General features: G+C 61.1%; 14 protein-coding genes. 8 read left to right on the top strand and 6 right to left on the bottom strand.

The window, feature by feature from the left end:
* Positions 1-29: 29 nt before the first annotated feature.
* Together ABNW52_RS07520 and ABNW52_RS07525 are read left to right on the top strand one after the other, a co-directional pair.
* Positions 30-233 carry a hypothetical protein gene (locus ABNW52_RS07520; RefSeq protein WP_349585968.1) on the top strand — a complete coding sequence of 68 codons (204 nt, stop codon included), beginning with the start codon at positions 30-32 and terminating at the stop codon, positions 231-233.
* The gene (locus ABNW52_RS07525) at positions 230-841 is read left to right on the top strand and encodes a 3'-5' exonuclease (protein WP_349585970.1); all 612 of its coding nucleotides are present in this window, start codon (positions 230-232) and stop codon (positions 839-841) included. Before ABNW52_RS07520 ends, ABNW52_RS07525 begins: the two co-directional genes overlap by 4 nt.
* Positions 842-934: 93 nt before the next feature.
* Here the strand turns inward: ABNW52_RS07525 and ABNW52_RS07530 are convergent, their stop codons facing one another.
* The 6 genes from ABNW52_RS07530 to moaC all read right to left on the bottom strand — a co-directional run bounded on the left by ABNW52_RS07530 (position 935) and on the right by moaC (position 4,948).
* Entirely contained in the window at positions 935-1,795 is an 861-nt protein-coding gene (locus ABNW52_RS07530) for an ATP-binding cassette domain-containing protein (RefSeq protein ID WP_349585972.1), read from the bottom strand.
* Positions 1,792-2,460, bottom strand: a complete 669-nt coding sequence (gene modB / locus ABNW52_RS07535) for a molybdate ABC transporter permease subunit (RefSeq protein ID WP_349585973.1) — start codon at positions 2,458-2,460, stop codon at positions 1,792-1,794. Before modB ends, ABNW52_RS07530 begins: the two co-directional genes overlap by 4 nt.
* On the bottom strand, positions 2,457-2,858 hold the full coding sequence (locus ABNW52_RS07540) for a TOBE domain-containing protein (protein WP_349585975.1): 402 nt from the start codon (positions 2,856-2,858) through the stop codon (positions 2,457-2,459). The genes modB and ABNW52_RS07540 overlap by 4 nt, the downstream gene beginning before the upstream one ends.
* Positions 2,855-3,610 (bottom strand): molybdate ABC transporter substrate-binding protein, encoded by a 756-nt coding sequence (modA, locus tag ABNW52_RS07545; protein WP_349585977.1) that lies wholly within the window; start codon positions 3,608-3,610, stop codon positions 2,855-2,857. Before modA ends, ABNW52_RS07540 begins: the two co-directional genes overlap by 4 nt.
* Positions 3,611-3,628: 18 nt before the next feature.
* The gene (locus ABNW52_RS07550; RefSeq protein ID WP_349585979.1) at positions 3,629-4,381 is read right to left on the bottom strand and encodes a TOBE domain-containing protein; all 753 of its coding nucleotides are present in this window, start codon (positions 4,379-4,381) and stop codon (positions 3,629-3,631) included.
* A 72-nt stretch (positions 4,382-4,453) separates the two neighbouring features.
* Entirely contained in the window at positions 4,454-4,948 is a 495-nt protein-coding gene (moaC, locus tag ABNW52_RS07555) for a cyclic pyranopterin monophosphate synthase MoaC (protein ID WP_349585981.1), read from the bottom strand.
* 127 nt (positions 4,949-5,075) lie between these two features.
* Here moaC and ABNW52_RS07560 point away from each other — a divergent pair, with 127 nt between their 5' ends.
* From ABNW52_RS07560 to ABNW52_RS07585, 6 genes are all read left to right on the top strand, one after another.
* Complete coding sequence (locus tag ABNW52_RS07560; RefSeq protein ID WP_349585983.1) at positions 5,076-5,222, top strand: hypothetical protein; 147 nt, start codon at positions 5,076-5,078, stop codon at positions 5,220-5,222.
* 119 nt (positions 5,223-5,341) lie between these two features.
* Complete coding sequence (gene tig / locus ABNW52_RS07565; RefSeq protein ID WP_349585984.1) at positions 5,342-6,643, top strand: trigger factor; 1,302 nt, start codon at positions 5,342-5,344, stop codon at positions 6,641-6,643.
* A 24-nt stretch (positions 6,644-6,667) separates the two neighbouring features.
* Positions 6,668-7,300, top strand: coding sequence for an ATP-dependent Clp endopeptidase proteolytic subunit ClpP (gene clpP, locus ABNW52_RS07570; protein WP_349585986.1), 633 nt, complete (start codon positions 6,668-6,670; stop codon positions 7,298-7,300).
* Between the two features lie 17 nt (positions 7,301-7,317).
* Positions 7,318-8,601, top strand: coding sequence for an ATP-dependent Clp protease ATP-binding subunit ClpX (gene clpX, locus ABNW52_RS07575; protein ID WP_349585988.1), 1,284 nt, complete (start codon positions 7,318-7,320; stop codon positions 8,599-8,601).
* A gap of 137 nt (positions 8,602-8,738) precedes the next feature.
* Positions 8,739-11,153, top strand: coding sequence for an endopeptidase La (lon, locus tag ABNW52_RS07580; protein WP_349585990.1), 2,415 nt, complete (start codon positions 8,739-8,741; stop codon positions 11,151-11,153).
* A 174-nt stretch (positions 11,154-11,327) separates the two neighbouring features.
* Positions 11,328-11,597, top strand: a complete 270-nt coding sequence (locus tag ABNW52_RS07585; RefSeq protein WP_349585992.1) for an HU family DNA-binding protein — start codon at positions 11,328-11,330, stop codon at positions 11,595-11,597.
* Positions 11,598-11,714 lie beyond the last annotated feature (117 nt).

The following is an 11,714-nucleotide window of genomic DNA, read 5'->3' on the forward strand; positions in this document are numbered from 1 at the left end:
TTATTGTATTGATTCGCAAAGGAAAAACCATGGCCAAGAAGCACGACGACGAACTGGATGACGAAACCCTGGCGCTCTTGGCCTGGTGCATGGAGGTGGAAACCCACCTGGTGGCCGCCGGTGCCACCACCGAAGAAGCGCAGGATCACATCGAAGAGCAGGCCGAGTGGTACACCGACATGTTCTACGATGGTCTGACCCCGGCCGAGGCCGCCAAACAGGCGCTGGCATGAAGCAGCGGCTGGCGGTGATCGACTTCGAAACCACCGGCATCACGCCGGGGGTGGGCTGCCGGGCGACGGAAATCGGCATCGTGCTGCTGGAAGGCGGGCAGATTGTCGACCGCTACCAGAGCCTGATGAATGCCGGTGTGCGGGTGCCGCCGATGATCGAGCAGCTGACCGGCATCAGCAATGCCATGCTGCGCAGCGCACCGCCGGTGGCGCAGGTGATGCGCGAGGCCGCCGATTTTGTCGGCAGTGCACCGCTGGTGGCGCACAACGCCAGTTTCGACAGCAAGTTCTGGGATTACGAGCTGGCACAGCTGGGGCGCACGCGGCCGCAGGCGTTTGCCTGTACCTTGCTGCTGTCGCGCCGCCTGCTGCCGCAGGCGCCGGACCACAAGCTGGGGACGCTGACCCGCTGGGCAGGGTTGCCGGCCACCGGCCGCGCCCACCGTGCGCTGGCTGACGCCGAGATGGCGGCCAACCTGCTGCTGCATCTGGGTACTACCCTGCGGCAGCAGCATGGTCGCGGTGCTGTCGATCACGGCTTGCTGTGCAAACTGCAGAAAGTGCCGGCCGCCAAGGTGCCGCAATACCTGCGCGAGCTACCGGCCTGAGTCTGGCTGCCACTGGCTGTCGCGCCGTTGCCAGCGGCAATATTGCCCGTTGACCCTGCCCATAGGCAGGGTTTTTTGCTGTTGGCCGCGCTGTCAGGCGCGGCTGGCTTGCGGTAACGGTGTCAGGTTGCACGCCAGCAAGGGCAGCGGGCTGCCTACGCGCAAGCCGGCGGCTTCGTCATGATCCAGCAGGATGTCCACCATACTGCCGCCGCTTTGCACTGTGACGCGCCACAGCAGGTCCGCCGGCTGGATCGCCAGCACCGTGGCATTGAGGTGCAGCCGTCCGGCGGTGCTGCCTTGCAGATAGACCTGCGCCGGGCTGCCGCGCCGCGCGATGCGGCCGTCAGCCAGCTGCAGCACCTGGCTGGCCAGCTTGAATACCTCCGGAATGTCATGACTGACCAGTACCGTGGTCACGGCGAAGCGCTGCTGCAGTAGCAGTAGTTCATCCTGCAGCCGGCTGCGCAGTGCCGGGTCCAGTGCCGATAGCGGCTCGTCCAGCAGCAACAGCCGTGGCCGGCGTGCCAGCGCCCGCGCCAGCGCCACGCGCTGCCGTTGGCCGCCGGACAGCTGGGCCGGTCGTTGCCCGGCGTGTGCTGCCAGGCCGGTCAGGGTCAGCAGTTCTTCCACCAGCGGCAGGTCGTCACGGCTGGCGCCATAGGCGATGTTGTGGCGCACATCCAGATGCGGGAACAGTGCGTAATCCTGAAACACCATGCCTACGCCGCGTGCCTGTGGCGGCAGGCTGTGGCGGCCATTGATCCACTGCTCGTCGCCTACCGCCAGTGTGCCGCTGTCGGCATGGCTGAGGCCGGCCAGCAGGCGCAGCAGCGTGGTCTTGCCGGCGCCGGAGTCTCCGGTCAGTGCGGTGATCTGGCCGGGCGGCAGCTCGGCGGCGACGTCCAGCGTCAGCCGTGGCGACAGCTGTTTTTGCAGCTTGAAGCGGATCATGCGGCCAACCTTTCGCTGTGACGGCGCAGCAGGTTCACCGCCAGCACCACCAGAAAGGAAAAGCCGCACAGTACCGCGGCGTAGACATGTGCGGCAGGGTAGTTCAGCACTTCCACCTCGTTGTAAATGGCTATCGACGCCACACGGCTGACGCCCGGAATATTGCCGCCCAGCATCAGCACCAGGCCGAATTCACCCACGGTGTGGGCAAAGCTCATCACCAGCCCGGCCACCAGCGCCGGCTTGATGCACGGTAGTTCCACGTGCCAGAAGGTGTATAGCCGCGACTTGCCCAGCGTGTAGGAGGCTTCGCGCAGGTTGTCCGGCAGGCTGGACAGCGCCGCGGCCACTGGCTGCACCATGAATGGCAGGCTGAACAGCACCGAACCCACTACCAGGCCGGCAAACGAAAATACCAGCTGGATGTGGAAGCCTTGCAGCCATTGCCCCAGTAGGCTGACGGGAGAAAACGCCAGCAGCAGGTAAAAACCCAGCACCGAGGGCGGCAGCACCAGTGGCATGGCCACCAGCGTTTCCGCCAGCGGCTTGTACCAGCGTCGGCTGTGCGCCAGCCAGCCGGCCAGCGGCACCCCGAGCAGCAACAGAATGCAGCTGGTGGTGGCCGCCAGCCTGGCGGTCAGCCACAGCGGTTGCAGGTCGATCATGTCTGCACCTCCTCCAGTAGCAGCATGGCGTGGGATTTGATCAGGGCGCTGACCTGGCTGCCGGTTTCCAGTTTCAGCCGTAGCGCGGACTGGCGAGTGATCAGCGCCGTGAATGCCAGTTGGCCGCAGCGCAGGCTGATGCGCGCCATGAGCGTGCCCAACTGCACGGCGGTCACTTCGCAGGGCAGGATGTTGCGGATGCTGATGTCGCCGCTCAGGTGGCGGGCCAGTGCCACGTCCATCTCGCGAAAGCCCAGTTGCACCCGCTGGCCGACATTGGCCGGCGCTTGCTCGCCCAGTGCCAGCGCAGTGCAGTGGTGCTCGCCCACGCTGACTTGCAGCAGGTGGATGCCATCGGCGCTGTGCACACCGGTGACAAAGCCGTGCAGCCGGTTCATGGCAGGTGGTAGCCGTAGCGCTGCAGGATGCTGCGCGCAGCCGGCGAGGACAGGTAATCGAACAGCTTGCGCGCGTCGGGGTTGGCCGTAGCGGTCTTGAGAAGCAGCATGTCCTGCACGATGGGCTGGTGGCTGGCCGCCGGCACGTCTACCCAGCGGCCCTTGCCCTGCATCTGCGGTGCCAGCACCAGCGCCTTGGCGACAAAACCGGCCTGTGCGGCGCCGCTATCTACGAATTGTGCGGCCTGGGCGATATTGTCGCCCTGCACCAGACGCGGCTTCACGCTGTCGGCCAGTCGGTAGTAGTCCAGCACCCGCAGTGCCTCGGCACCATAGGGCGCCGCCTGCGGATTGGCGATGGCGACTTTGCCGCCGGCGGCTTGCAGCCAGTTTTGCCACTGCTTGCCGTCAAAGGCTGGATCTTTCGACCACAGCACCAGTGCGCCCAGCGCGTAAGTTTTGGCCGGCAGCAGGGCCATGCCGGCGCTGGACAGTTTGCGCGGCGTTTCGTCGTCGGCGGACAGGAACAGCTCGAACGGGGCGCCGTTCAGGATCTGGGTGGCGATCTTGCCGGAGGAGGCATAGGACGCCTCCACGGCCACGCCGCTGCTGCGGGTAAAGTCGGCGGCAATGTCGGCAAAGGCGTATTGCACGTTGGCCGCAACCGCGACTTTTACCGTTGCGGCAAAGGCGGGGGTGCACAACAGGGTGGCAAGCAGGCAGCTCAACAGGGTAAGGGCGGGGCGACGCATGGGGAGATGGCTCCTGTGTCAATCAAGGATGCCCAGAATCACGTTCTGAGCGGAAAACAGCGCCGTGACGGCGCTGCCGGGTTGTAGTTGCAGGCTGGCGATGCTGTCGTTGTCGGTGATGGCGCACAGCGTGCCACCGCCGTTCAGTTGCACGATCACCTCGCTATTGACTGCGCCCAGTGTCAGGCGGCTGACGCTGCCCTCCAGTCGGTTGGCAATGGCGATGCAGCTGGCGGCTGCCGGGGTGGCCAGTGCGACCCACGATGCCTTGATCAGCGCGACCACCAGCTTGCCCGGCGCCAAGCCAAGCTCGGTGCTGCTGCTGCGCGTTACCTGGGCGGTGAGGGCCTGGCCGCCAACCAGCAGCAGGTGCAGGGTGTCGTTGACGGCGCCCTGGTCGATGCGGCTGATGGTGCCGGCCAGCTGGTTGCGAGCGGAGGTGCGCAGCGGCAGGCGGGACAGGTCAGCCAGTGCCGCCGGCTGGGTATCAGCGCTTTGCAGCGCGCTGCCGGCGTTGTCCCAGGCGTGCAGCAGTTGTTCGCCCAGTTCTGTCAGCCGGGTGCCGCCGCCGCCGCGGCCGCCGGTGGCACGGGCCACCAGCGGCGCAGCGCTCTGCTGGTTCATGCGGTCCACTTGCTGCCAAGCGGCCTTGTAACTCAGCTGGCAGGCGCGGGCGGCGGCGCTGATCGAGCCGTGCTGGGCGATGGCGCGCAGCAGCTGCAGCCGCTGACTGGCGCCGCGGCCGGCAAACAGTTGCCAGGGATCGTTCATCGCTATTCTTCGCTATTCAAAAATGGGTTAACGCTGAGGCAAAAAACGGCCGCTTGTCACGGCCGCTTCGGCTTATTCTTTATGTTCGGGGGCGCTGGCTAACCAGTGGCCACTCTTGCCGCCTTGCTTTTCCAGTAGTTGCACGCCGCCAATGGCCATGCCCTTGTCGACGGCCTTCAGCATGTCGTACACCGTCAGCAGGCCGGCCATTACGCCGCTGAGCGCTTCCATTTCCACGCCGGTGCGGCCAACGGTCTCGGTGGTCACCTCGATGTACAGGCGCTTGGCCGCGGCATCAGCACTGAATTCCACCGCCACGCGGGTCAGTGACAGCGGGTGGCACAGCGGGATCAGGTCTGCGGTGCGCTTGGTGCCCTGGATGGCCGCCAATCGGGCAATGCCGACCACGTCACCCTTCTTGTTGTTACCGGCCTGCAGCAGGGCAAAGGTGTCGGCGGCCATGTCGATGTGGCCGCCGGCGCGGGCAATGCGGCGGGTTTCGCTCTTGCCGCCGACATCGACCATGTGGGCCTGGCCGGCGTCGTCAAAGTGGGTGAGGCGTGTCATGCGCTGGATGCCGGTAGGACGAAAAAGTAGTGTTACCTTAGCGCGGGACGGCGCGGTTAACAATCCGCCGGAAGGTGTAGTTGGCCGCATGCGGTCGCAGTGGCTTGATTGCGCGGCGGATTTTGTCATGTCGTGGCTGCTGGCCGTCGCGCTCATGCCGGCCGGTATTGGCAGGCAGACCGGTGCGCTGTTCAATTTGACACTGCATGCTATACTCGCCCTTTGCTTTAGCCTGCTAGGCTTGCCCGCGCTGCGGGTGAGTGCACTGGTTTAAGTTCTGATTTCATGGCGCAGGAAAGCATTATCTGCAAGGTTCCTCCAGCACTACGCTAGGCCTCGGACTTTCCCGCTTCTGGCTTCAACCCCACACCCTTTTAAATCTAAGGATTGGAAATGCAAGTACAACTGGAAACGTTGAGCGGCCTCGAGCGTCGCATGAGCATCGCCCTGCCGCTGGCTGCCATCGACGCACAAGTAGCCGAGCGCCTGAAGCGCGTGGCCCGCTCGGCGAAGATTCAGGGTTTCCGCCCGGGCAAGGCTCCGGCAAAGATCGTTGAAATGAATTACGGCGCACAGGTTCGTGAAGAAGTGCTGGGCGAACAGGTTCAGCAGGCGTTCTACAAGGCTGCTGCCGAGCAGCAGCTGCGCGTTGCCGGCTACCCGCGTTTTGAACCGGCGGAAGGCGATGCAGAAAGCTTCAAGTTCGCTGCCGCTTTCGAAGTGTTCCCGGAAGTAAAAGTCGGCGAACTGGCCGGCAAGGAAATCGAGAAGCCGGCTACCCCGGTAACCGATGCCGAGATCGACAAGACCGTCGACATCCTGCGCAAGCAGCGCACTCGTTTCAACCGCGTTGAACGCGCTGCCGCCGACGGCGATCGCGTGATCATCGACTTCAAGGGCGCCGTGGACGGCGTGGCCTTCGAAGGTGGTTCCTCCGAGAACTTCCCGTTCATGCTGGGTCAGGGTCAAATGCTGCCGGAATTCGAAGCCGGCATCATCGGCATGAAAGAAGGCGACATCAAGAGCGTGGAAGTGAACTTCCCGACTGATTACCATGGCAAGGACGTGGCTGGTAAAACCGCCGTGTTCGAAATCCTGGTGAAAAACGTGGCCGAAGCCCAGCTGCCGGAAGTGAACGAAGAGTTCGCCAAGCAACTGGGTATCGCCGATGGCGACGTTGAGAAGATGCGTGCCGAGATCCGCAAGAACGTGGAGCGCGAAGTGAAGCGCCGCCTGACTGCCAAGATCAAGGAAAACGTGATGCAGGCGCTGATCGACGTTACCCCGATCGATCTGCCGAAGGCACTGGTGGATCTGGAGGTTGGCCGCCTGATGGACCAGGCGCGCCAGGATCTGGCTCAGCGTGGCATGCAGATGAAAGACATGCCGCTGCCGGCCGACCTGTTCACCCAGCAAGCCGAGCGCCGTGTGGCTCTGGGTCTGATCCTGTCCGAAGTGGTTGCCGCCAACAAGCTGGAAGCCAAGCCGGAGCAGATCAAGGCGTTGGTGGAAGAGTTTGCCGAAAGCTACGAGCAGCCGGAAGACGTGATCCAGTGGTACTACGCCAGCCAGGAACGCCTGGAAGGCCCGACTACCATGGTGCTGGAAGACAATGTGGTTGAATTTGTACTGGGTCAGGCCAATGTAGTGGAGAAGGACGTTTCCTTCGAAACTCTGATGGGCCAGAACGCCTAATTGTCAAACAATCCGGAGAGGTCGATGAAATCGATGATTGAACCGCAAGGTCTGGGCCTGGTGCCTATGGTGGTAGAGCAGAGTGGTCGTGGCGAACGTGCCTACGACATCTTCTCTCGCCTGTTGAAGGAACGCATTGTGTTCCTGGTCGGTCCGGTTACCGACGAGTCGGCCAATCTGGTGGTGGCACAGCTGTTGTTCCTGGAGTCGGAAAATCCGGACAAGGACATCTATCTGTACATCAACTCTCCGGGTGGTTCGATTACGGCCGGCATGTCGATCTACGACACGATGAATTTCATCAAGCCGGACGTATCGACCCTCTGCATTGGCCAGGCGGCCAGTATGGGTGCATTCCTGCTTTCTGCCGGCGCCAAGGGCAAGCGCTTTGCGTTGCCGCATAGCCGCGTGATGATTCACCAGCCGCTGTTGTACGGTGGTGGTCTCTCCGGCCAGGTTACCGATATTGAGATTCATGCCCGCGAATTGGTGAAAACCAAGGCGCTGATGAACGAACTGCTGGCCAAGCATGCAGGCCAGAGTGTGGAACAAGTACAAGCCGATACCGAACGCGACAACTTCATGTCTGCCGAAGAGGCCCGTGTTTACGGCCTCATCGACAAGGTGCTGAGTTCGCGTGCCGATGTCGCGGCTTAATTCAGGACGTCGATCAGATGGCAGAAAAAGGCGGTAACGAAAAATTGCTTTACTGCTCTTTTTGCGGCAAAAGCCAGCACGAAGTGCAGCGCCTGATTGCAGGCCCGCAGGTTTACATCTGCAACGAGTGTGTCGATCTGTGTGGTGACATCATCCGTGAGGAGGTGGAAGCCAAGGTGGGTGGTGGCGACGATGCGTCCGCAGTGCCGCCGTTGCCAACGCCGCAGGAAATTCGCACCTCGCTGGATCAGCACATCATCGGCCAGGAGCATGCCAAGAAGGCGTTGGCCGTGGCGGTGTACAATCACTACAAACGGTTATACACCCCGAGCAGCAAGGACGATGTTGAGCTGTCCAAGAGCAACATCCTGCTGATCGGCCCGACTGGCTCCGGCAAGACGCTGCTGGCACAGACGCTAGCCAAGCTGCTGGATGTGCCGTTCGTGATTGCCGATGCCACCACGCTGACTGAAGCCGGTTATGTGGGTGAGGATGTCGAGCATATCATCCAGAAGCTGCTGCAGAAGTGCGATTACGATGTGGAGAAGGCTCAGCGCGGCATTGTCTACCTCGACGAGATCGACAAGATTTCGCGCAAGTCAGAAAATCCGTCCATCACCCGTGATGTGTCCGGTGAAGGCGTGCAGCAAGCGCTGTTGAAGCTGATCGAAGGCACGGTGGCTTCGGTGCCGCCGCAAGGTGGCCGCAAGCACCCGAACCAGGAGTTCATCCAGGTCGATACCACCAACATCCTGTTCATTTGTGGCGGGGCGTTCGATGGCCTGGAGAAAATCATCCGCCGTCGCTCGGAAAAGGGTGGCATTGGTTTTGGCGCCAGCATCAACTCCAAGGAAGACGGTAAGTCCATCACCACGCTGTTCAGCGAGGTGGAGCCGGAAGACCTGATCAAGTTCGGCCTGATTCCGGAATTGATCGGTCGTCTGCCGGTGGTGACCACGCTGGAAGAGCTGGACGAGGAGGCGCTGGTCAGCATCCTGACCCAGCCGAAGAACGCGCTGATCAAGCAGTATCAGCGGTTGTTCGCACTGGAAAATGTCGAGCTGGACGTGTTGCCGTCGGCGTTGCGCGTGATTGCCAAGCAGGCGCTGATCCGCAAGACCGGTGCCCGTGGCCTGCGCTCCATTCTCGAGCGTGCGCTGCTCGATACCATGTACGAGCTGCCGTCGCTGGATGATGTCTGCAAAGTCGTTGTAGATGAAAAGGTTATCGAAAAGGGCGACAAGCCTACCTTCATTTACCAGGGCGGCGAACAGTTGCCGGATGCGGCGCAGTCAGCCTGATGCAGCCAAGACAAGCCGCCCGCAAGGGCGGTTTTTTTATTCCCAGCCCCGCGGATGTGCTTTAGCATGCTTGATAAGGACGGAATTGCCCTAATTTGTCCTGTTAACAGAAATCCCAAAGAGCAAGGTTAGGTGATATGCCACAACCCGCCGAATTAAAAGACCAGACCACGCTACCGCTGCTGCCGTTGCGCGATGTGGTTGTTTTCCCGCACATGGTAATCCCACTGTTCGTTGGCCGCGCCAAGTCCATCAAGGCGCTGGAGCTGGCCATGGACGAAGACAAGCAGATTTTGCTGGTAGCCCAGCGCTCGGCCGAGAAGGACGAACCGGCGGTTGACGATCTGCACGACATCGGTGCCGTTGCCAGCATTCTGCAGATGCTCAAGTTGCCGGACGGCACGGTAAAGGTGCTGGTGGAAGGGCGCCAACGTGCGCGCGTCAGCAAGGTGGATGACCATGGCGATTATTTCGCCGCCGTGGTGGAGCCGTTGGCGCCGGACGCAGACGATACGCGCGAAGTCGAGGCGCTGCGTCGCGCGCTGTTGGCCCAATTTGAGCAGTTCGTCAAACTGAACAAAAAGATTCCGAGCGAAGTGTTGTCTTCGTTGGCAGGCATCGACAAGGCCGGTCGTTTGGCCGATTCCGTGGTGGTGCATCTGCCGCTGAAGCTGGAAAGCAAGCAGCAAGTACTGGAAATGTTCGATATCAAAGAGCGTATCGAGTATCTGCTGTCGCTGATGGAAACCGAAATCGACATCCTGCAGGTGGAAAAGCGTATTCGTGGCCGCGTCAAGCGCCAGATGGAGAAGAGTCAGCGCGAGTACTATCTGAATGAGCAGGTAAAGGCGATCCAGAAAGAGCTGGGCGAAGGCGAAGAAGGTAACGACTTCGACGAGCTGGAAAAGAAAATCAAGCTGGCCGGCATGTCCAAGGAAGGCAAGGACAAGGCCATGGCCGAGCTCAAGAAGCTGCGCATGATGTCGCCGATGTCGGCCGAGGCCACGGTGGTGCGCAACTATATCGAGACCCTGACTGATCTGCCATGGAAGAAAAGGACCAAGATCAGCAAGGATATCGATGCTGCCGAAGAAGTGCTGGACGAGGATCACTTTGGTCTGGAAAAGGTCAAGGAGCGCATTCTCGAGTATCTCGCGGTACAGCAGCGTGTTGACCGCCTGAAAGCGCCTATCTTGTGCCTTGTCGGGCCGCCGGGGGTAGGTAAGACCTCGCTGGGGCAGTCGATTGCCCGCGCCACCAACCGCAAGTTTGTGCGTATGGCGCTGGGTGGGGTGCGTGACGAATCCGAGATTCGCGGTCACCGCCGTACCTACATCGGCTCCATGCCGGGCAAGGTGCTGCAGAACATGAGCAAGGTCGGGGTGAAAAACCCGCTGTTCCTGCTGGACGAAGTGGACAAGATGGGGGCCGACTTCCGTGGCGACCCGTCCTCTGCGCTGCTGGAGGTGCTGGATCCGGAGCAGAACCATGCTTTCGTCGATCACTATGCCGAGGTGGATTTCGACCTGTCCGACGTGATGTTTGTGGCGACGGCCAACTCGCTGAATATTCCCCCGGCACTGCTGGATCGCATGGAGATCATTCGTCTGTCCGGTTATACCGAGGACGAGAAGGTCAATATCGCCATCAAGTACCTAGTGCCAAAGCAGGTCAAGGCAAACGGTGTAAATGAAGGCGAGCTGCAGATCCATGAGTCGGCGCTGCGCGATATCGTGCGCTATTACACGCGGGAGGCTGGTGTGCGTAGCCTGGACCGTGAGATTGCCAAGATCTGCCGCAAGGTGGTGACCGTGCAATCGAAGAAAAAGACTGCCGGCACCAGTAAAACGCTGGTGAATGCCAAGAATCTGGAAAAGTACCTCGGTGTGCACCGCTTCGACTTCGGTCTGGCGGAAGAGGAAAACCGCATTGGCCAGGTTACCGGCTTGGCGTGGACCGAGGTGGGCGGCGAGTTGCTCACCATCGAAGCGGTGGCGTTGCCGGGCAAGGGCAATATCATCCGTACCGGCCAGCTGGGTGAAGTGATGCAGGAGTCGATCACCGCCGCGATGAGTGTGGTGCGCAGCCGTGCCAGTCAGCTTGGGATCAAGCCGGACTTCTACGAGAAGCACGATATGCACATCCACGTACCGGAGGGTGCCACGCCCAAGGATGGCCCGTCGGCAGGCGTTGCCATGACCACGGCGCTGGTTTCGGTGCTGACCGGCAACCCGGTGCGCGCGGACGTCGCCATGACAGGAGAAATCACCTTGCGTGGTGAGGTGTTGCCGATTGGTGGTCTGAAAGAAAAGCTGCTGGCAGCGCAACGCGGTGGCATCAAACGTGCGTTGATCCCCAAGGGCAACGTGAAGGATCTGGTGGAAATTCCAGCTAATATCAAGAACAAGCTGGAAATTTTACCGGTGAAGTGGATTGATGAAGTTTTGGCATTGGCCCTTGAGCGTCAACCGGAGCCTTTGACGGCTGAAATGGCCGCCATTGCTACGCCTGTTGGTGATCCCGCGACAGCGCCAGTGCAAATGACGCATTAATGACGCATTGTTTTGATTTGCCAGAGAAAGCGCGCTAGCATCGGCTTCCTGAGGGGCTGGAAACATACCAATACCCCGCTGGAAGCCGCTTGACACAAGGATTTTGGCCTTGCTATAAAGCTAGCGGTTTTATTCAGTACTCCGTACACCGAGAACGACGAAAGGGGACTTAACGTGAACAAGTCTGAACTGATTGACGCGATCGCCGCCAAGGCAGACATTTCCAAAGCAGCTGCCGGCAAGGCACTGGACGGCATGATTGATGCCGTTGCTGACGCACTGAAGTCCGGCGACACTGTCACCGTTGTAGGCTTTGGTACTTTCTACGTTGGCGAACGTGCCGAACGTAGTGGTCGCAACCCGAAGACCGGCGAAACCATCACCATTGCGGCTGCCAAGTCTCCGAAATTCCGCGCCGGCAAGGCTCTGAAAGACGCTCTGTAATTGCCTGGCCCGGTAACCGCTCGGGCGGCGATGTCGTCCGACAGTCTGGCCGGGGCTTGCTGGTCACGAGGCTCCATCAGATAACATACAAGGTGAACGGCCCGCCGTTCACCTTGT

The organism is Vogesella oryzagri, from assembly GCF_040148885.1.
GTDB lineage: Bacteria > Pseudomonadota > Gammaproteobacteria > Burkholderiales > Chromobacteriaceae > Vogesella > Vogesella oryzagri.

Coding starts and splice junctions, on each gene's coding strand:
- ABNW52_RS07520 (WP_349585968.1), top strand. CDS start 30: ATGGCCAAGAAGCACGACGACGAACTGGATGACGAAACCCTGGCGCTC.
- clpP (WP_349585986.1), top strand. CDS start 6,668: ATGAAATCGATGATTGAACCGCAAGGTCTGGGCCTGGTGCCTATGGTG.
- clpX (WP_349585988.1), top strand. CDS start 7,318: ATGGCAGAAAAAGGCGGTAACGAAAAATTGCTTTACTGCTCTTTTTGC.
- ABNW52_RS07560 (WP_349585983.1), top strand. CDS start 5,076: ATGTCGTGGCTGCTGGCCGTCGCGCTCATGCCGGCCGGTATTGGCAGG.
- ABNW52_RS07540 (WP_349585975.1), bottom strand. CDS start 2,858: ATGAACCGGCTGCACGGCTTTGTCACCGGTGTGCACAGCGCCGATGGC.
- ABNW52_RS07550 (WP_349585979.1), bottom strand. CDS start 4,381: ATGAACGATCCCTGGCAACTGTTTGCCGGCCGCGGCGCCAGTCAGCGG.
- modB (WP_349585973.1), bottom strand. CDS start 2,460: ATGATCGACCTGCAACCGCTGTGGCTGACCGCCAGGCTGGCGGCCACC.
- lon (WP_349585990.1), top strand. CDS start 8,739: ATGCCACAACCCGCCGAATTAAAAGACCAGACCACGCTACCGCTGCTG.
- modA (WP_349585977.1), bottom strand. CDS start 3,610: ATGCGTCGCCCCGCCCTTACCCTGTTGAGCTGCCTGCTTGCCACCCTG.
- tig (WP_349585984.1), top strand. CDS start 5,342: ATGCAAGTACAACTGGAAACGTTGAGCGGCCTCGAGCGTCGCATGAGC.
- moaC (WP_349585981.1), bottom strand. CDS start 4,948: ATGACACGCCTCACCCACTTTGACGACGCCGGCCAGGCCCACATGGTC.
- ABNW52_RS07525 (WP_349585970.1), top strand. CDS start 230: ATGAAGCAGCGGCTGGCGGTGATCGACTTCGAAACCACCGGCATCACG.
- ABNW52_RS07530 (WP_349585972.1), bottom strand. CDS start 1,795: ATGATCCGCTTCAAGCTGCAAAAACAGCTGTCGCCACGGCTGACGCTG.